The sequence below is a fragment of the Priestia sp. YIM B13551 genome (assembly GCF_042787905.1).
Classification (GTDB): Bacteria; Bacillota; Bacilli; order Bacillales; family Bacillaceae_H; genus Priestia.
Window position 1 is genome coordinate 1,358,107 of sequence record NZ_JBHZOX010000001.1, and the last position, 20,256, is coordinate 1,378,362.

Annotated in this window: 18 protein-coding genes; 2 read left to right on the plus strand and 16 right to left on the minus strand. The window is 38.8% G+C overall.

Features of this window, described 5'->3' with window-relative positions:
* The first annotated feature begins 118 nt into the window (after nucleotides 1-118).
* Nucleotides 119-271: a YpzG family protein gene (locus tag ACFX4N_RS06915; RefSeq protein WP_013056278.1), complete on the plus strand. Its 153-nt coding sequence runs from the start codon at nucleotides 119-121 to the stop codon at nucleotides 269-271.
* 44 nt (nucleotides 272-315) lie between these two features.
* Here ACFX4N_RS06915 and ACFX4N_RS06920 read toward each other — a convergent pair whose 3' ends face one another.
* The 3 genes from ACFX4N_RS06920 to ACFX4N_RS06930 all read right to left on the minus strand — a co-directional run bounded on the left by ACFX4N_RS06920 (nucleotide 316) and on the right by ACFX4N_RS06930 (nucleotide 2,624).
* Nucleotides 316-456: a hypothetical protein gene (locus ACFX4N_RS06920; protein ID WP_013056277.1), complete on the minus strand. Its 141-nt coding sequence runs from the start codon at nucleotides 454-456 to the stop codon at nucleotides 316-318.
* A 70-nt stretch (nucleotides 457-526) separates the two neighbouring features.
* On the minus strand, nucleotides 527-1,870 hold the full coding sequence (locus ACFX4N_RS06925; protein WP_053487054.1) for an amino acid permease: 1,344 nt from the start codon (nucleotides 1,868-1,870) through the stop codon (nucleotides 527-529).
* 127 nt (nucleotides 1,871-1,997) lie between these two features.
* Nucleotides 1,998-2,624 (minus strand): LysE family transporter, encoded by a 627-nt coding sequence (locus tag ACFX4N_RS06930; protein ID WP_013056275.1) that lies wholly within the window; start codon nucleotides 2,622-2,624, stop codon nucleotides 1,998-2,000.
* Nucleotides 2,625-2,790: 166 nt separating this feature from the next.
* Here ACFX4N_RS06930 and ACFX4N_RS06935 point away from each other — a divergent pair, with 166 nt between their 5' ends.
* The gene (locus tag ACFX4N_RS06935; RefSeq protein ID WP_013056274.1) at nucleotides 2,791-3,027 is read left to right on the plus strand and encodes a hypothetical protein; all 237 of its coding nucleotides are present in this window, start codon (nucleotides 2,791-2,793) and stop codon (nucleotides 3,025-3,027) included.
* Nucleotides 3,028-3,164: 137 nt separating this feature from the next.
* Here ACFX4N_RS06935 and ACFX4N_RS06940 read toward each other — a convergent pair whose 3' ends face one another.
* The 13 genes from ACFX4N_RS06940 to ggt form a co-directional block, all read right to left on the minus strand.
* Nucleotides 3,165-4,013: an MBL fold metallo-hydrolase gene (locus ACFX4N_RS06940; RefSeq protein ID WP_029324209.1), complete on the minus strand. Its 849-nt coding sequence runs from the start codon at nucleotides 4,011-4,013 to the stop codon at nucleotides 3,165-3,167.
* 152 nt (nucleotides 4,014-4,165) lie between these two features.
* Nucleotides 4,166-5,605, minus strand: a complete 1,440-nt coding sequence (locus ACFX4N_RS06945; RefSeq protein ID WP_013056271.1) for an aldehyde dehydrogenase family protein — start codon at nucleotides 5,603-5,605, stop codon at nucleotides 4,166-4,168.
* A gap of 495 nt (nucleotides 5,606-6,100) precedes the next feature.
* On the minus strand, nucleotides 6,101-6,391 hold the full coding sequence (locus tag ACFX4N_RS06950) for a putative quinol monooxygenase (RefSeq protein ID WP_013056270.1): 291 nt from the start codon (nucleotides 6,389-6,391) through the stop codon (nucleotides 6,101-6,103).
* Between the two features lie 204 nt (nucleotides 6,392-6,595).
* Nucleotides 6,596-7,261: a type 1 glutamine amidotransferase domain-containing protein gene (locus tag ACFX4N_RS06955; protein ID WP_013056269.1), complete on the minus strand. Its 666-nt coding sequence runs from the start codon at nucleotides 7,259-7,261 to the stop codon at nucleotides 6,596-6,598.
* 261 nt (nucleotides 7,262-7,522) lie between these two features.
* Nucleotides 7,523-8,743, minus strand: coding sequence for an MFS transporter (locus ACFX4N_RS06960; protein WP_377261087.1), 1,221 nt, complete (start codon nucleotides 8,741-8,743; stop codon nucleotides 7,523-7,525).
* 354 nt (nucleotides 8,744-9,097) lie between these two features.
* Nucleotides 9,098-9,562 (minus strand): histidine utilization transcription antiterminator HutP, encoded by a 465-nt coding sequence (gene hutP, locus ACFX4N_RS06965; RefSeq protein ID WP_013056267.1) that lies wholly within the window; start codon nucleotides 9,560-9,562, stop codon nucleotides 9,098-9,100.
* 210 nt (nucleotides 9,563-9,772) lie between these two features.
* A complete protein-coding gene (locus ACFX4N_RS06970) occupies nucleotides 9,773-10,732 on the minus strand; it encodes an L-threonine 3-dehydrogenase (protein ID WP_013056266.1) in 960 nt (319 codons plus the stop codon).
* Nucleotides 10,733-10,769: 37 nt separating this feature from the next.
* Entirely contained in the window at nucleotides 10,770-11,960 is a 1,191-nt protein-coding gene (locus tag ACFX4N_RS06975) for a glycine C-acetyltransferase (protein WP_353880144.1), read from the minus strand.
* Between the two features lie 487 nt (nucleotides 11,961-12,447).
* On the minus strand, nucleotides 12,448-13,908 hold the full coding sequence (locus ACFX4N_RS06980; protein ID WP_377261091.1) for an MDR family MFS transporter: 1,461 nt from the start codon (nucleotides 13,906-13,908) through the stop codon (nucleotides 12,448-12,450).
* A gap of 302 nt (nucleotides 13,909-14,210) precedes the next feature.
* Nucleotides 14,211-14,645: a ferritin-like domain-containing protein gene (locus ACFX4N_RS06985; RefSeq protein ID WP_013056263.1), complete on the minus strand. Its 435-nt coding sequence runs from the start codon at nucleotides 14,643-14,645 to the stop codon at nucleotides 14,211-14,213.
* Nucleotides 14,646-14,752: 107 nt separating this feature from the next.
* Nucleotides 14,753-16,318: a glycoside hydrolase family 32 protein gene (locus tag ACFX4N_RS06990; protein WP_057274632.1), complete on the minus strand. Its 1,566-nt coding sequence runs from the start codon at nucleotides 16,316-16,318 to the stop codon at nucleotides 14,753-14,755.
* 96 nt (nucleotides 16,319-16,414) lie between these two features.
* Nucleotides 16,415-17,869, minus strand: a complete 1,455-nt coding sequence (locus ACFX4N_RS06995) for a glycoside hydrolase family 68 protein (protein ID WP_057274631.1) — start codon at nucleotides 17,867-17,869, stop codon at nucleotides 16,415-16,417.
* A 586-nt stretch (nucleotides 17,870-18,455) separates the two neighbouring features.
* The gene (gene ggt, locus ACFX4N_RS07000) at nucleotides 18,456-20,144 is read right to left on the minus strand and encodes a gamma-glutamyltransferase (RefSeq protein ID WP_192100638.1); all 1,689 of its coding nucleotides are present in this window, start codon (nucleotides 20,142-20,144) and stop codon (nucleotides 18,456-18,458) included.
* Nucleotides 20,145-20,256: the final 112 nt, after the last annotated feature.

Here is a 20,256-nt window from a genome sequence, read left to right on the forward strand (position 1 = left end):
CCCTTTATATGTATGGTTAAAAGTGTTAGGTGTATTTCTTCTTTTTTATCCCATTCTATAAGAGAGATATTTCACCGTGAATATCTTGTGAAAGTATCCTATCCTTGAGGTGATTATGATGAATGATAAAAATCAAGTAGATCAGCATTCAGAACTATTCCGCCACAACTGGACGAGACCGAAGCGTTCAAAGTCCCAAGTAAATGGACATACAGAGATGTCTCAAACGAACATCATCTTGCGAAGTAATGCAAAAGCTCATCGTTGGTAAGGATACACTTCAACAAAAAAAGACGCGAACGCGTCTTTTTTTTATTATTGGCCGTCTGCTCCGCTTTGAGTTATCTTGCGAATATGACCATCTTCATAATTATTTTCTCGTAGCGCTTTTGCTTTGTCATCTACTATTTGTTTTTGATCTACTTGTGAAGAAGGAGTCTGCTTGTTTTTTGGCATAATCATAACCACCTTTTATTTTTGTAATTGTACAACGTGCATAGTGTCCCTCATAAAGATTAAATATATGTTAGCTAGTGGCTTCTTCTTCTTTCCACTTATGGCGCAGTTTTAAAATAACGAGGCTTATAACAATTAAAAAGCCTAAGCTTGCAAAGAAACCTGGCCTGCTTGCAGATTCTAACAGCGTACCGCTTACTGCAAGCAGGATTAATAAGAGGCCAACAGCTTGTTTTACTTTATCCCAAACGGTTTGTTTGATTAAGCGATGAAAAGAAATTAAAATAAAGAACCAGTTATAAATCAGCATCAGTCCCGCTGCTGTTGTAATGTACTCATAAATTTTCCCGGGCAATAGCAAGGAAAGAACAATAGAAACAACTAATCCCGCTGTTGTTAAAAGTAAAGCCGGTAAAGGAAATTGCAGCTTTTTCTTTTTTTGTTTTGAAAACAATGCAGGAGCATCTCCATCTTCTGAAAGAGTGACAATCATTGTTGTTACAGAAAAAAAAGACGCCGACATTGTTGAAAACCCAGCAACAATCATTGCTCCATTAAAAACATGAGGAAAAAATGGAAGATGGTATGTTTCTAAAGCCGTTATAAATGGACTTTGATTTCCATGAAAATCATGAAATGGCACAATTAAAATAGCTAAACTCAGTGAAACAATATAAATAATTCCAAGGAGAATAAGCATACTTCTTCCCGCTTTCGGTGCGTCTTCTTTTTTTTCTAAACGAACCGTCATGATCCCCATGACTTCGATGCCGCCGAAAGCATAAAAGGCATAAAGCAAAGCGCCCCATAAACCTAAAAACCCGTGAGGAAGTACTTCACTTATCGTTCGCGGCAATCCTTGTTTGGCACCTTGGTCAAGAAATCCAAATAAAGCGAGACTAGCTAATACAATAAACATTAAAATGGCAGCCACTTTTGTAACAGCAAATACATTTTCCATTCGTTCAAAGCCTTTTGTTCCGATTAATACAACAGCAATGCCTAAAACAGCATAAATAGAGGCAAAGACCCACAGTGGAATACCGTCAAACCAAAAACGTGTAAAAAGAGATAAAGCCGTGAGCTGACTCCCCATGATCAGCATCTCTGAACTCCAGTACACCCATCCGCTGCTAAATCCTGCCCATCTTCCATAAGCTTTTTTAGCATAGGAGCGAAACGAACCTTTTTGAGGATCTTGAGCACTCATTTTAGCCAGAGCGTCAAATACAATAAATGTACATACTGCTGCTAGTAAAAAAGCAATTAATACAGAGGGACCCGTGGCTTTTATTGCAATACTTGATCCTAAAAAATAGCCTGTACCGATTATGCACCCTACTCCGATTAAAGACAGCTGCCACCATTTTAATTTCCCTTCAACCTGACTTCCGCAGCCTATTTTCTTTTTCATACTATCACTCCTTACACCTCGATGTAGTGTGTGATAGTTTGAAAAATTTATGCGTAAAAAGAGGCAGCTTTCTACTATTTTTCAGCAGATAGAAAACGCTTTAAATTTAGTTCTGCTTTCTCCCCTTTTAAATAATGAATTGCTGTACAGCTTGCCAGCCGAAATATATACCAAATCCTATTAGAGAAAGGCCGGATATAACGGAAACTGCAGTCAAAAATGTCGCTGCTAAGTACCTTCGAAAAGTGCTTGCTAAAGCTGCCATAGCAATATCCCAGCATAAAATCCCTGTAAAAATAGCACAGCTGTATAAAATGAGCTGTTCTGTTTCGTATGTATTAGCTGTTTTGGCTAAAACAGAGCCATAAATACCAAGCCAAAAAAGAATAGTAAGCGGGTTTGTTAATGAAATTAAAAAACCTGAAAAAAAACACTTTAATACCGAATCTCCTTTTGCGTTCCGATGCTGTGTAATTTTCCCTGTGCTCATTAACCCTTCAATACCGGTATAAATTAATACGAAACATCCAAACGAAAAAAGAAACGTTTTCATAAAATCGCTGCTTAAAAAATGAACGGACCCAAAATAAACCACAAGCATATAAAGAGCGTCAACCGATGTTGCTCCTATCCCTAAGAACCAAGCATGTAAAAAACCATTTTTGATTCCTTTATCAAGCTGAGCGGCGTTAATTGGACCGATTGGTGCGGCTAACGATAGCCCTAATAACATATAGCTGAAAAAAGCTCCCACATGCATCCCTCCCTGCTTCTGAGGTTTTATAAATTGAACTATGATAAATGTATGCAGCCTGCTTAGCTTGTACTACGTAATTTTTATTTTATTTCTAAATCCTTTTGTATAGCTACGAAAAACCAGCGCATGTTAACTGTAAATACTATACAGAAGGATGAGAAGCATGAATTCATACACTCATATTAAAGAAGCATTACAATTAGCTGAACAGGCTGTTTATCAAGGGCAGATGAATTTGGATGCAGCCAATTTTCAAAAAGCTCAAATGCATTTGAATATGGTTCAGCAGCAAATTAATGAACAAAAAGAAGCGGCGTCTGGTGATAAAGAATTAAGACGAATGGAAGAACACTTAAGACATTTACGTGAAGCGCAGCAGGCTATTCAACAAAATTTTTAATAAGGATAATAACCACCTTTTTTCACTTTTATACGAAAAACTAAAAAAGCTCTACGAACTCACTGAGTTCGTAGAGCTTTTGATCTTCACCTGCAGCTTTTAAGAGCTGCGTAAAGAGTATCATTTTTTCTTTAGCCTTATACATACTTTCCGTAATCAGGACGAGCAATTTCATCGAAATTCTTCGTAAGCTTCAATAAATTAGTTGAAAGCCATTCTCCGGAAACTGGTTTTCCATGTCCGGTCACCGCCACAGATGGATAAAGTGACTGAAGCACTTCAACTGATCTTTTGGCAGATGCCCAGTCCGTAGTTAAATAACGAGGAGGTCCACTAATTTCCAATTCTTGCTCTAGTACATCCAGTAAATATTCTTGCTTAGTGGTAACAAAAGCATCTCCTGCGATAAGCGCCAGATCCTGCTTTCTAAAAAGAGAAATATGTCCTGGAGAATGACCAGGGGTGTGAATCCATTCCCATTCCGGCATATGAGGTACGGAGCCGTCGGCTGGTAAAGCTTGCACGTGAGAGCCTAAATCAATGGCTTCCGTTGGAAATAGTGGAGAAAGCTTTGCCACGAGCCCGCCTTCCACTGTACCATCTGGTGTAGGATAATTTTTTTTACCCGTCACATATGGAAGTTCAAGTGGATGTGCATATACCGGTATATTCCACTTCTCCACTAGTTCAATAATAGATCCAATATGATCAAAATGTGCATGTGTAAGAATAATTGCTTTTGGTTTTTTTTCTTTTCCAAACCTTTCTTCTGCCTCTTTGATAATCATAGAAGCCGAATTAGGCATTCCCGCATCCACAAGTACAAAACTATTTTCTTTGTCTGGATTTCCTATAAAACATACGTTAACAATCTGTGTAGTGTAGCTGTAGATATCCGGCGCCACTTCGACTCCTTTTCCACTGGCTATAGAGCTCATGGGAATGAAACTTTCCGTTGATGAACTTCCGTGCATCTCTCTATTCAATTTATAATTCCCTCCTTTAACGTGTCACTTCGTATACGTGATACACGTTTATGCTATCCACCTTTGCTTTCGTTATTCTTTCTTTAACTGGCTTTCTTTTATGTATCCATAAAAAAAGAAAGGAGAAAAACTCCTTTCTTTTTTTACACCAATTATACTTTTGCCGGAACTTTAACGCCCATGATCGCTTTTGGCTCTAGATATTCTTCGATACCAAATGCTCCCCACTCGCGTCCAATACCAGATTGCTTAAATCCACCGAATGGTGCAGCTCTGTCTTGCTCGGCATCGTTGACGATGATTTGACCAGCTCTAATATTTTTAGCAACATAGTCAAGTGTTTCTTGGTCTTTTCCGACCGCATAGCCTGCAAGTCCATAAATTGTATCATTTGCAATTTCAAGAGCTTGCTCTAGATCATTATACGTAATAATAGTTGTTACAGGTCCAAAGATTTCTTCTTGTGCAATAACCATATCATTTGAAACGTCGGTAAAGACTGTGGGTTTAACAAAGTATCCTGTCTCTAAGCCGTCTGGTTTGCCCGTTCCGCCAGTAAGAAGTTTTGCACCTTCGTCCATTCCTTTTTTAATATAATCCTGTACGCGATCCCACTGTTTTTCCGCTACGAGCGGTCCAGTTACGTTGTCTTTATTTAATGGATCACCAACTGGGAATGATGGTAGAACCTTCTTCACTGCTTCTTCAAATTTTTCTTTCATAGAGGCAGGAATGATAATGCGCGTTGCTGCCGTACATACTTGCCCTGTATTCATTGCAATGTGTGAAACTGCTATTTTAGCCGCTTCTTCTACATCCGCATCCTCTAATACAACTAGCGGTGATTTCCCGCCTAGCTCAAGCGCTACTTTTTTGATTGTTTTAGCCGCATTTTGCATAATTTTTTCGCCTACAGCACCTGATCCTGTAAATGATACAAAATCAATGTCCGGGTGAGAACTAATACCGTCACCGATTGTGCTTCCTGTTCCGTTTACAAGGTTAAAGGCACCTTTTGGTACACCAGCTTCATCAATGATCTCTGCTAATATCATCGCTGCATACGGTGTAAGTTCTGATGGTTTTAATACCATTGGACTTCCTGCTGCGATAGCTCCTGCAATTTTAGTAGACGTCTGATTTGTTGGGAAGTTCCATGGGGTAATAAGTCCGCTTACTCCAATAGACTCCTTCACGACCTTGTAGCTTCCATGATCTTTTTCAAATGTGTAATCTTCAAGTGCATTAGCTGCTTCTTTAAAGTGGCTAAGTCCCATTTCATAGTGAACTTCTTCTGAAATCTTTAAAGGAGCGCCAAGCTCTTCAGTCATAACTTCAATAAGCTCCTGTTTACGCTTTTCATATCCTTTTGCAATATTGCGAAGCATTTTAATTCGCTCTTCTTTTGTTGTTCTTGAAAATGTGGGAAGAGCTGCTTTAGCTGCTGCCACGGCTTTATCTAGATCTTCTTTTGTACCTAAACTAATTTTACCAATTGATTTTTCAGTAGCAGGATTGATCACATCTGACGTTTCGTTTCCTGTTGATTCAATCCATTCTCCGTTAATGAAGTGTTTTAAATTTGTACGCATTGATTTGATCTCTCCTTTTAGTTTGTTACTTTTAGTTTGTTAATTGTTGAACTATGTCATCTAGTTTTTATCTACCCGCCTGTCTGCTTCTCAAACACCGCTTCTATTATTTTTGTTTCTTTCACTGCCTTATCCCTTTTCCAATCCGCTTTTCGCAGCTGAAATTATTTTCCCCCTGAAGCTTTTTAGTTCTTTATAACAAACAGAGATTGAGTCATAACGAAATCAATCCCATCTAAAGCTGAACAATTGGGATAAAGGAGCTAGTATGGATTATTTGTTATACCCCTGTTGATTTCCGTGCAAGCCTTCGCTTTCCGCGGACGGTCGATGAGCCTCCTCATCGCTTACGCTCCTGCGTGGTCTCACTAAATGGAACCTATATTCACCATAACCACAAAAAAATCCCAACGAGTTTGATTCTACGTCAAGAATCTCGGTTCCTCGTTCGGATCTTCCTTTAACTAAAACACTTTTGTTTTCCCCTCTTTTGTATTAACGTACTTCTTGTAAACGATGTACCACTCTGCTTTCAATTAACGGTTCTGTTTGCTGTCTGTATTGTTGATAGTGAGGTGTTTCAATGTGAGCCTCAATATCTTTTTTGCTTTCCCATTTCTCATAAAAAACAAATGTGCCTGCTTTTTCTGTATCCTGGTGGAGAGTGTATTGAATACATCCTTTTTCTCCTCTTGATGGTTCAATAACTTTTACTAACTCTGATCGAAGCTCTTCTTCTTTTCCTGGCTTGGCTTTCAAAATGGCGTTAATAATAATTTCTGACATCGTTTTTCCTCATTTCTTTAAAAAATATTTCCTATAAAAAGCTTCCCTCTTTTTGTATTTATTACACTGACCATCATATTTTTTGTATGATGATTGATTTCTCTAGTCCAAGACAGCAAAACATCCATGTTATCTACAGCGGTCTTTCTTGATGCTGTTGATAAAAAAGCCTGTAGGCTATAAGCCTACAGGCTTTTTTACATCTTATTTCAATAATTGCTTTACGACTGCTTTTGCTACACTGATTGTTGACTGAGGATTTTGACCTGTTATTAGGTTGCCATCTGCTTGTACATTATCTGTCCAGTTTGGAGCAGCTACTACATTTGCCCCAAGTTCACGCAGACGTGTTTCCAAAAGAAACGGCATGAAGCGGTCCAATGTTGTTTCACGTTCTTCATCATCTGTAAACGCAGCGACATCTTTTCCTTCGACCAACGGCTTTTCATCTGATAATGTAACACCTACTAAGCCTGCGGGTCCGTGGCATACAGCGGCTACTACTTTGTCTCCTTCGTATAGTTCACGAATTAAAGCATGGAGCGTTTGATTATCTGGCAGATCAAACATTGTGCCGTGACCGCCTGGTAAGAAAACAGCATCGAATTTAGCACTGTCTGTAATTGTATCAAGTTTTAGGGTATTCTCTAGATGCTTAGCTGTATTTAAGATTTCTTGAGAAGTCTCCCCTTCAAGGCTGCGAGCATCCACCGGCGCTTTTCCTCCTAGAGGACTTGCTACCGTAATCGTAAATCCAGCTTTTTCGAACTCTACGTACGCTTCACCAAATTCTGAAAGCCAAAGGCCTGTTGGATGATTTTCTTTCATTTTGTCAGCCGTTGTTACGACCATTAATATATGTTTAGACATAGTAACGTCCTCCTGTAAATAAAGATAGTATTTTCTGTTTCCGCCTTACACACTATATTGTAAAAGAGGAATTACTATAATACAAATTAGAAAATATCTGCTTATCCATAAATATTTTTATAGATAATGTGTCATTGTTAATAAAGCATCTCCGAAAGAAACAACCATATAACACCTGAACTTATTTTTTATACACTCAAAAAAACCGCCCTTTTGAGTAAGCGCGGTTTTTCCAGAAAAGCATAGAATCTGTCTTTTATTTTAAAGAACAGATTGAGCGTTCATTTGTTTCACTTTCTTTTCTCCCGTTCTTTTAAGACTTACCATAAAAATAAACGAAATACAGTACAGCCCCGCCAAGTACGTCATCGCTACTGTCATATCATAGCTTTGCAAAAGATAGCCGACAAGAATGGGTGATAACCCTCCCAACGCTCGCCCAAAGTTAAAAATAGTGTTCGTTGCAGTGCTGCGCACTTCTACTGAATAGTGGCTGCTGATCAATGCTCCGTATCCCGCGAACATTCCGTTTGAGAAAAATCCGACTACAGCTCCTCCTATAAGCAGCCCTGCACTTCCTTCGGCATACGAGTATAAAAATACCGCACAAGCTGAAGCGAGAAGAAAGATTCCAAAAGTACGTTTCGAACCAAAACGATCCATAAATTGACCAAATGTTAGCATGCCTATAATCATTCCAACGGCTGTACTGATTGTCCAAAGAGCTGAACTTGAAACAGAGAGGCCTTGTGATTGCTGAAGCATAGACGGAAGCCATATCATGAGTCCGTTATAGCCTGCAATTTGAACTGTAGCCATCACTGCCAGCGAAATAGTCGTCATCGCCGTCCTAGGCGTAGCGAATAATTGACGAAGCTTACCATTATTTTTAACAACCGCTGTTTTCTCTTTTTGAGCTTGTAGCCACTCAGGAGATTCGTTTAAATTTTTTCGTACGATAAAAGCAAAAATGACGGGGATAATTCCGACAAAAAACAGAGCTCTCCATCCGAAAATCGGCAGGATCAGAGAACTTAAAAGCGCCGCAAGGATCACTCCAAATTGTGCGCCAATACTAACATAGGATGAAGCTCGTCCTTGCTTATGTTTCGGCCACGCTTCTGCTACAAGAGCCATACCGATCCCGTACTCTCCTCCAGCCCCAATTCCGGCAATAAATCGCGAAGCATACACTTGTTCAACATTTGCTGCAAAACCTGTCAATGCCGTTCCGACTGCAAATAGAAGAACCGTGTAGGTAAAAACCCGCACTCTTCCAAATTTATCTGCTAAAATTCCGAAGATGACTCCACCTATCAGCATTCCTATATTCGTAATAGAAGAAATAAGTCCACCTGTTGCTAAATCAATGTGAAATTCAGCAATAATCATTGACATAGCAAACGAGATAAACATAACGTCCATCCCTTCTAACGTCAAACCTGCTACTGATGCTACAACTGTCTTGTTACGATAATTCATGTTGTTCCACCCTCCAGTGTATTCTTTCTGTATCAACGCTCTTTCTTTTTTGAAGGAATGGATAAATAACATATCTCCATTCTCTTTTGAAGCCTCTCTGGACTTCGTTTAAAAGAGGTAAGTAACACATAAAAGCCCTTTTGTCGCAGAGGGCAAAAGGGCACAGATAGGCATAGAAGCAGTAAATAAGTGATCCGTCCTTTTCGGCCTCTCTGGACCGTCTTAAAGGCAGTTATTATATTAATCATTATGTTAACACGCCGCACAGAACCTTTCAATAAGAAAAATATCTTCTTTAAAGCAGCTATGTACATCTCTCACTTTTTACATTCATACTATTTCGTTCATTATTTTTTAAATATGGTTAAAACCAAAGCCTAATGTATCATGTTCAAAACCTTTTTTAGGCGCACCTATCGTTCCATACACACAAACGCTAATCCATTCGTCGCTTGATCCTGAAAACTCAATTTTTCCTCGTACGATTGAAAATGTGAGTCCGACCGTCCGTAAAATATCACCCAGCTGCAGCGTTCCTCGACTAACTCCTTGAATGGCTTCAAGTATAGCATGATAAAGAGCGTGAACTTCCCGGTACGACTGGGCATTAATAATTTTATTTGTCTTGGCGCTCGTTTCAATTGCCGCCACGACTTTAGACAGCTCCATCGCTCCCACTTTTCCTACTGTGTAGCTGTATCCTCTCTCATTGATTTCCTTTTCAATACCTTCAGCTAGTTCCGTATTATGTAAAAGAACGAGTAAAGATGTTAATCTTCCCATTGAAAAATCATTAACTTGTTGAAATTTATTGCTCAACTGTCATTCCCTCCCTTCTATCCCCTTATTATTTTAACAGACGGTACCTAAAAGGGTGCTGATTATTCAACGAACGAGCGCTCACTTAAAGGGTTAGGAGATCTATGTGTACTGTCCACCACTGTTACGAAGTAGAATTTGCATAAATAAGTAACCCACCGTTTAGTAAGCGCTTACTTTATTTCTAAGGAATAAATCATTTTTCTCTACTTACGTTAAGACAAGCTGTGATTCAACTTTTAACTTTCCCAGCATCTCTCTCGTCATTTTTTCTAGGTTATATTCTGCTTTAAATCCCCACTCTTCCATCGCACAGCTGGAATCTATATGGTTAGGCCAGCTTTCAGCAATTGCTTGTCGAACAGGATCTACTTGGTAATTCAGCACAAATTCCGGAATCGTTTTTCTGATTTCAGTCGCCATTTGTTCTGGATCAAAGCTCATGGCAGAAACGTTAAATGAATTTCGGTGCTTCAGCTTAGAACCGTCTGCTTCCATTAGTTGGATAACAGCATTTAATGCATCAGGCATATACATCATATCCATATATGTTCCTTTGTCAATATAAGAGGTATATCGCTTATGCTTAACGGCTTCATAATAAATCTCAACAGCGTAGTCCGTTGTTCCTCCACCCGGAGGCGTTACGTATGAAATTAAGCCTGGAAAACGTAGCCCTCGTGTATCTACTCCGAATTTATGGTGGTAGTAATCGCAAAGTAATTCACCCGCTACTTTATTAACACCATACATCGTGGTAGGACGTTGAATTGTATCCTGCGGCGTCCAGTCTTTTGGAGTCGTTGGACCAAATGCACCAATTGAACTTGGAGTGAAAAATTGACACTGAAGCTCACGTGCTGCTTCGAGCGCGTTTACTAATCCGCCCATATTTAGATTCCAAGCTAGAAGCGGTTTTTGCTCGGCTGTCGCTGATAACAGCGCAGCCAAGTGAATAATCGTATCAACTTTATGCTTTTTAGCGATCGTAAATAACGCAGTCTGATCCGTTACATCTAAAATCTCGAATGGACCTGAAGTCACGACATCGCTCGTCGTTTTGCGAATATCAGTGGCAATAATATTTTCTGAACCATATATCTCTCTCATTTTCGTCGTTAACTCAGAACCGATTTGCCCTAAAGAACCCGTTATTAATACTTTTTTCATGTCAATATCCTCCTCGTGTACTGCCTAGATTAAACGTTTAGATTAATTTCATTTCCTTGCCTACCTTTTTGTAGATACGAAGTGCTTCATCTAACATTTCTTTCGTATGAGCAGCCGTCGGCATATTGCGAACGCGTCCTGTCCCTCTTGGAACGGTTGGGAAAACAATTGATTTAGCGTATACCCCTTCTTCTATTAATCTCTCACTAAAAATCTGCGTTTGGTTTTCATCTCCTATGATGCACGGAGTGATAGGTGTTTCACTTTCTCCAATGTTAAAGCCTAGTTCTTTTAATCCTTGCTTTAAATACCGGCTGTTTTCCCACATTTGCTGCTGTAGTTCTGTGCTTGTGCTTAGGATTTCAATTGCTTTCATACAGGCAGCAGCCGTGCCTGGTGTAATAGCAGTCGAAAACAAAAACGGACGACTTCTTACTTTTAACCAGTCGATTAAGTCTTTTTTTCCGGCCACGTACCCACCTACAGCTCCAATCGCTTTTGATAATGTTCCAATCTGGAAGTCTACTTTTTCAGATAAGCCAAAATGTTTGACTGTGCCCATGCCGTTCCCTAATACGCCCGACCCGTGAGCATCATCTACGTATGTGATTAAGTCAAATTCCTCTGCGATTTCTACAATTTCCGGAAGCTTAGCAATGTCTCCATCCATTGAGAATACACCATCGGTAATTACCATTATTTTATTATATAAACCGGATTTTTGTGCTTCGCCTGCTTTTGCACGAAGATCTTCCATATCTGAATGCTTAAAAGGAATAATTTTTGCTTTTGATAGCCGGCATCCGTCAATAATTGAAGCGTGATTCAGCTCATCTGATAAAATCGCATCATGTTTATCCATAACCGCGGAGATGGCTGCCATATTACAGTTAAAGCCAGACTGATAAGCTATAGCTGCTTCTGTATGCTTAAACTCGGCTAGCTTTTCCTCTAGCTTAATATGAATATCTAGAGTTCCATTAATCGTTCGGACAGCTCCAGCCCCCACTCCGTATTTTTCAGTGGCTTCGTTGCACGCATTAATAAGCCTCTCGTTTGTAGCAAGACCCAAATAATTGTTGGATGATAAATTAATTAATTGCTTTCCCTCAATTTGAATCACAGGTCCGTTTGGCCCCTCTACCGGATTAATGACATTGTATAATCCTTTATCTTTTAAATCTTCTAAATTATTATTCAAGAATTCTTTTAAACGTCTGCTTGTCATCTTCCATACCCCCTCATTGTTGTTCAACACGTCTTATAAACTTCTCTTTTCCCCATTAAAAGATTAATCTAAGCACTTACAGTATATGAGTTAAAAATCAAGTGTATTCCTGAGAAAGACAAATGTTTCTTTTGAAAGCGTTTAAAATTCAATGCTTATAGAATTCATAATAATAAACAACTAGGTAAATGTCCATACTAAAAAAACAAAAAATAAAAAATTTTCTGCATTGATAAGAATCTTTCTTATTATGAATGAGTTTACGGGAACGTTATCAGACAATATCTTTTTTATTTTCTTTCTTTGATAATTCTTTTAAGGAAGAGACTGATATATAACGAAATCAATCCAATCAACAGCTAGAAGCAGCCACATACATGAGACCTACATTCACCATACCCATAAAAAAATCCGAACGAGTTTGGTTCTTAATCAAACCCGTTCGGATGGTCCTTCAACTAAAATACTTTTGTAACAGCCTCTTCCGTTACTTTTGCATAGATATGGTCTTTATTTTTTTATGTTCGTTTTTTACTAATAAGCATGAAACAGCAAAGCTTAGTAATGCAGCTAAAAACGTTCCACTGTAAATAATGTGAACACCCGATGCAAGAATTTCATGCAGCTTTGACAGTTCTTCTGCTGGTACTCCACCTGTCTCAAACGAAGCATTTAAATTTTCTTGCCCTAATTTCTTTGCTTGTGAAAGTGTCACTAAGTTAAAGATTGTACCAAACACCGCAGAACCTAGCGTTTGACTAAATGTATTTGTAAACGTATTAAGAGCCACCGCTACTCCTCTTTTGCTAGCCGGGACCGCTGATTGAATAACTAGCATAAAAATAGGCGTAATAATACCCATTCCTAACCCAAGGACCCCAACGGCTACATAAATTAAAAATACGGGTGAGTGGGTGGAAACTAAAAACAGCATAAAACAAGCCGTACTTCCAATTGCCGTGCCCAGCGTAAGGATGGAGTGCGTTTTAAGACGCCCTACTAAATTCCCTGAAAGCAGTGAACCAATTGTCCAGCATACTGGCATAGGCATTAATACAAAACCAGCAGCGGTTGCACTTTTCCCCAGCACTCCTTGACTCCAAATTGGAAGGTAGACCGTAATACTAATAACTACTGATCCCACAAGAAGTGTTAATAAGTTTATAACAGATACACTTCGAATGGAAAACAGTTCAAGCGGGATAAGAGGTTCGGGAGATTTCTTTTCTATATAAATAAAGCCAATGAATGTTAGAACAGCTAGAACAAATAACCCTATAATGGTGAGATCTCCCCAGTTTTGATGCTGACTTCCGGTTAAAAGCGCATATAAAAACGCAATTGTTCCCACTGAAAACGTCACCGCTCCAATATAATCGATATAGCGTTTTTCTTTTACCACTTCTTCTTTATAGTTTACTAAAAGAACAAAAAAAGCCATTAGTCCAAACGGTATATTTAAAAAGAAAATATAGCGCCAAGACAGCGTATCCACTAAGAATCCCCCAAGAAGAGGCCCGAGAACTCCCGAAACTCCCCAAACTGCGCTAATCCACCCTTGCGCTTTGGCTCTTTCTTTTGCTTCTTCATACAAGTCGCCAATAATAATCATTGTAAGCGGCATAACGACCCCGGCGCCCAGCCCTTGGATAGCTCTATAGACAATTAATTGCTGCATCGAAAAGCTAAGTCCGCAAAGTATCGATCCGATTAAGAAAATAATGATTCCAACAAGCATAACTTTTTTGCGGCCGAATAGATCCGCTAACTTTCCGTATATAGGTGTAGATACAGCAGTTGTCAGCATATAAATGGCATATACCCAGCTAACTAGCTCAATGCCCGACAAATCACTTGTAATTCTTGGAACAGCCGTACTGACAATGGTTCCTTCCATTGCAGCTAAAACAGTGACAAGCAGCAGCGCTGTCATGATTCGTTTCCTCATCTTTCTCTCTCCTTGCAACTGCGGGCATACCATGGTTTTTCTTATAGAAGATAAAAGCGGTTTCAATATACGGATACCCTTTTAACCTTTATATGTATGTGATGCCCCGCATATAGTTGCTGCCATATGCAGCCAAATAATTATTTTACTATAAATTTTTTCAAAGCGATAGATAATTTCAAAAATATGACTTTCCTCTCATTGATAGAAACATGCTTACATGATGTTTTATTTCCTTTTTAAATTGCAAAAAAGCATCCCGTAACAGGTATTACGGGATGCTTTTTTGTAATTTTGTATGATTAGCTTAGTCGGGGATCTTTTAATAAACGTTCCATTTCTTCCATATGATTTGTTTCATCTGCAATCATATCTTCAAGCTTTACAACAAGCTCTGTTAACCCTAACTCTTCGGCTTGCTTTTTACGCTCTTCGTAGCGCTGGATAGTTTCTTTTTCAGCCTTGCTCGCTTCTTTAAGCATTTCCGTCACGTTTGAAACGTGCTTCACCTCAGCCGGCTTTGTTGTTGGTTCACCGCCAAGGTTTTTGATTTTTTCTGATAAATAAAGGGCGTGTCCTTGCTCGTCAGGAATTTCTCCTTCAAAGAAAGGTTTTAAAATTTGATATTCTAGGCCGGTTACTGTAGACGCATAGTAAGTGTACTGAATAACCGCCGAATATTCACCCGCTAAATCGGTATTAAGTCCCTCTATTAGTTGTCTCATTTTCTCTTCCATTTGAATAAACACCCTTTCATTTGCTGTTAGTAGACATGTACCCTTTCTACCTAGTCCTAAACCGCAATAAGGCGATATTCTGCTCTTTCTTTTTAAAAGTAGGGAAATTACTGAATGGAGCGAAGATGTTTGATTTCTATATTTTTAAAGAGAGCCGTTCCTCCTTGAGAGAAAAGCGTAATTCCTTGGTCGTTGTGACGCGGAAACACCTCGCTAGAATGCACGGTTTTTCCATCATCAATAAAGACTTCAATGCTTGTTTTATCTACCAATATCTTCAAATGAACATTTTTCTTGCCTGCATCAAAATAATCACGGCTTTCCACATACTTTTTGCTTTGATCAGGCTGATTGCTATAGCTTCTGTTCACATACGAGACGTTATCTTTTGCAAAAATGCCCACATCAATGTGCCGCTTTTGATCTGCGGACTCTCGAAGTCGTAAGCCTACATTTTCTGCATCTGACCATGAAATATCTGTATCAAGCTGATAAGCTTCACCTTTTATCTTTAACTTTTTCTCTCCGTTTACTTCTACTTGTTCAAGAGAGTTTGTTGAATCAGTTAGCTGATTTAATTCTTCAACAGGCTTTGATAACAGGCTGTATTGATCGTCGTCTTGTTTTGAAAGCGTAATTTCACGGGTTACTGAATCGAAGCCGTTAAACCCTTCTTTCATCGTTGGCGTCTTATCTGGATAATCCCAGTTGTTCATCCATGCAAAAGCGTAGCGTTTTTCTAAGGAACCTGTATTTTTACCGTCTTCAAACGTGACTGCTCCGTACCAATCGAAACCATGATCGAGCCATTGTGGCTCGTCCATATCGGGAGTGAATGTTGTTCCATCGTAATTTCCTGTCCAATAAGCATAGGTGTTTGGCTTTCCGCTTTCTTTTCCATTTGCACTTGTCCCGAGAACCCACTTAACTGTCCCGTCATCTGCCTTCATTTGAAAAAGATCTGGACATTCGGTAATGGCAATATCTTTAGTTACAAATCCTCCCGTATACGTCCAATCCTTTAGATTAGAAGATTCATAAAATCCAATTTTTTCACCTTCTGACATGACGAGAACCCACTTGTCATGTTCATTATCCCATATGACTTTGGGATCTCTAAAATCTTTGGTGCCTGGATTAGGCATAATAGGATTTTTGCTATATGATTTAAAGGTTTTTCCTCTATCGGTACTATACCATATATATTGTTCTTGCTTTTGTCCATCGGCAGAAGGCTGGGTCATAATCGCTACAATTGCGTCTTTACCAAAGCCTGCTGTGTTATCTTTATCCTCTACAACGGATCCGGACCATATATCGCCATTTTTATTTGTATACTTTGGAATAGCTACTCCTTCATCTTTCCAATGAACCAAATCTTTAGACGTTGCATGTCGCCATTCCGTCCCGTTCCCTTTAGGATAATCATGATTGTATAAGTAATAGTAATGATATTTCCCGTCAAAATAAATGGGCTTTTGGGGATCATTTTTCCATTTATCAGGCGTACTAAAGTGATACACTGGGCGATAAGTGGATTCACTTTTATTCTCTTTTTCTTTTCCTTGGTCTTTTGTATCCTCTTTTTTGGATACGGTTGCTATAATGAGTCCGGCTATTACAACTAAAAGAACGGCAAGCGTTATCCATTTATAAGCACCTTTTTTCTTCAAAAAAACCCCACCTTTCTCTTTTTTGTCTACATCGAATAAAACAAAAGAAAATGGTGATTACAATCACCATTTTCTTTTGTTGCTATTGCAAAGTGCTCAGTCTTCATCTACTGTTAACTGACCTTGCTCAAGAACACTATCTTTTACAACAGATGTTTTTGAACCGTCAATATTTACTAAGAAGCTTGGTGCAAATGTAGAGTGGTTGTCTTCATAAAAGCCTCTGTTTGTCATGTAGCTTGTAATAACGACATTATTACCTTTTGTTTGCGGTACGGCAAAGTGAGAATACGTAAATGTTTTATCTTTAGGATCTAAATTCATGTGAAGAATTAATCCTGTATCATTTAAAGGCTTGTATTTTCCTGTTAACGTATTTGAAACATAGCCTAGCATATAAACGTCATCTTGTCCGATTCCATCAATCGTCATTTTAGATCCGCGAGAATCGGTGAACAAGTACCATTTTCCATCTTTTTTGAAAATGTTTGCACGTTCAATTTCGTCTGTAACTGTGTTTGATGTAATAAGCGGCTTCATTACTTTTTTGAGCGTATAGTCATCATTTAACTCAATAATGCCCAACGCCCCGTTTGCTAAAGAAGCTTTTTCTTTATTAGACCCTTCAAGAAGCTTTTTCTTTTCAGATTGGAAGAAAGGATTGTTTCCTCCGTAGTATGCTCTGTTATATAGAGAGTCTTCGCCTTGGTAGCCATCTTCTGTTCCAGTGTTAGCTTCGAAAACAAGGTACTTATGTCCGTTGTCTTCTATGTAATGAGGATCTCTTAGCGTATGGTTATCCCCTGTGTCATAACCGCCTTCATCAATAAACTGCTGAACCGTTTGATAAATCTTTCCGTCACCGTCAAAGATTGACTTGTAATCTTCTACTCCGTCAACTTTTAACGTATTATCGTTTGGCTGAGACATGTTTACTTGAGCTGTCGTTAACGTTTGTTTTCCGTATTGTTTACCTGAATAATCCGTGTAGAATAAACGAACTTTACCATCTTTTGTTAACGTGGCAGAACCAGACCATTCTTGTGTTTGATTTTTAAGATGCGGGTCATTCGGAACGAATTTATCGCTGTCTTTAAACACTCTTCCAGCGTTTTTCCAGCTGTCAATTGATTTGTCTCCAGCTTTTTTATAGAAAAGATAAACAGACGTGTCATTCGAATCTTTTGGATCACCTGCTAAAGCAAACACAATTTGATATCCATGATAAGTCGCTACTGTTCCATCAGCATTTTGTAATGGCCAGCTGTCCCATACATCTAAGTCAATTGTATTTCCCGATGCATCTTTTCCTTTAGCAGAAGCAATGTTTTTAATAGTTGATTCATCAAAAGCAGGAACTTTAAACTGATCACTGTTTTGCTGCTGTGGAATTTTCACCATATTATCGCGAGTAATATGCGAAATGCCGTAGCTATTATTAAAGTCTTTGCTGTCATTTCCTTTAGCAAATGTTTGATATCCCCCGCCTACTAGTAGGGCTGCAGCCAATGTAGCAGCAGTTGTATGCTTAGCAACTCGTTTCATTTTCATATGTTTTCTCCTTTTGTGTTAGTAAAGAATATAAATTTATTAATTCAATTAGCTATTAAAAACCCAAAAACAGAACCGGTTCCGTTCAACCAAAAGATTACTTGGATAAATGACGAAAGTCAAACATGCCAAATGTAGCTATTTCTGATTTTCATCTTTTTCATTGAGCTGTAACTAGGACCAAAGTTTACGTGTAAGGGCCTTTTTTATGTAACCGTTTTTCCAAAAAAAGTGTACGGCTTTTTTTACATTCCAAGCCACGATTTCCAGCCGTTGCGTTTTATACTTTCTACATGATTAAACACTTTATCTTCCCGGCATTGAAAGCGCTATTCCGTTTTTTATACTTTCCGACCATTCTGTTTTCATCAATCTCTTGAAAAATCAGTACTTTTTTTATTAGCCGGACATGAAAACGTTCTATTCTTTTTCCTTTCTGAAGATTAGGATGATAATAATAAAGGTCTAAAGTATGTTTTCAGAAAAAAATATTCCTTCTTTTTACCTACTCATTTTTATCTTTTTTAATGCATTATACGCTCTCTCTTTTGTAAAAAGAGAGAGCGTATAATGCATTTTTTAAATATTAAGAGTCTAAGCCAGTTGCTTTTCCTTCACGGCTGGAATCAGCTGCTCCAAATAAACGGCCGGTTTCTTTATCAATTTGAATACCTTGAACATTTCCGATTGGGAATGGCTCATCTCCAAAATTAAATCCCATGGCTTCTAGCTCTCCTTTGGCATTCATATCCACTCCGGCTTCCCAACCGATAAGTGATCCTGTACTATTAAAAATTCTTGGTTCTTCAATCGCTTCTTTTATATCCATTCCATAGTCTAAGACATTCATAAGCGTTTGAAACACAGACCCTACAATCGTTGGTCCGCCTGGAGATCCTAAAGTGAGTACAGGTTCGCTGTCTTTAAAAACGATGGTTGGACTTTTACAGCTAACCGGACGCTTTCCTGCATCCGCTTGATTTAACCCTCCAGGAATAGCATCAAAATCAGTAAGCTCGTTGTTGAGTAAAAACCCATGGTCTTTAACCATAATTCCTGTACCAAAAGGATGTTCCACAGTTGATGTACAAGCGACAATATTGCCCCAGCGGTCAACTACCGTGAAGTGAGTTGTTTCACTAAGCTCACGTTCAGGTTCATAAGGCTGACGCACAACGTTCACTTTTTGGCCTTTCTCATAATCCCACGGGTTGCCAAAATCAACTTTCTCATTTTTATGCTTCCAATTAATTAATTTTTGACGTTCCTTTATATATTCGTCATTTAAAAGCCCTTTTAATGGAATGTCACTGTAGACTGGATCTCCAGAGAATGCAATTTTATCTGAAAATGCAATGCGCATAGCCTCTGCAAACAAATAATACTTTTCCCAAGATTTCACGTCGTACTGAGACACATCAAAGTCCTCTAATAGCTTTAAGATTTGCAGCACGGTGGTTCCTCCTGCACTAGGCATGTTGGAAGAAGCAATTCGGTGTCCTTTATAATCTCCCCACACGGGCTCATCAATCTTAATCTGGTATTCTTTCAAGTCCGCCAGTTCCATAAAACCGCCGTGCTCTTTGATCGTTGAAATAATGGCTTCTGCAATTTCACCTTCATAAAAAGCCTCGATACCTTTTTCTTGAAGAATGCGGAAGGTTTTAGCAAGATCTTTTTTATTAATCATATCTCCTTCTTGCATAGGCTTGCCGTTTGGGGAATATAGCTGCTTAGCATGTTCTCCTAGTCGGTAGGCATATGTTTTTAAAATATCTCCAAGAACCCAGTTTGTTTCCACACCTGCTTCTGCTGCTTTGGCAGCCGGTTCAATCAATTCTGCAAGGGGTTTTGTTCCATACTCTTTACGAGCTGCTTCCATCGCCTTTAAAATCCCTGGAATTCCAATTGCTGTTGCATGAGTAGAACGCTTTCTAAACGGAATAACTTCTTTATTTTCATCAAGAAACATTTCAGGATAAGCTGCTTTAGGAGCCTGAGAATGCCCGTCAAAAATTTTAGTTGTTTTGCTTTCATTGTGGTATACCATAAAAAAGCCGCTGCCTCCAATACCGGTCATCATCGGTTCTCCAACGTTGAGCCCAAACTGAACGGCAATTGCTGCATCAATTGCATTGCCTCCGGCTCTTAGCACCTGTTCTCCGGCGTCTGTTGCAATTGGATGAGCACTGGCTACCATTCCTGTTTTTCCAACCGCTGTTTCTCTTCTATATGAACTCTTTCCTGAACGAGATAAACTCTTTCCATTAATCATCTTTTACAACCTCCTAGTTACTTACTTTATCTGGGATATTGGTAAAATACCCTATTGCTTTTGAGATAAAACTGTTTAAATTTGTATTGATTACTTTAGCCATCCTATTTAT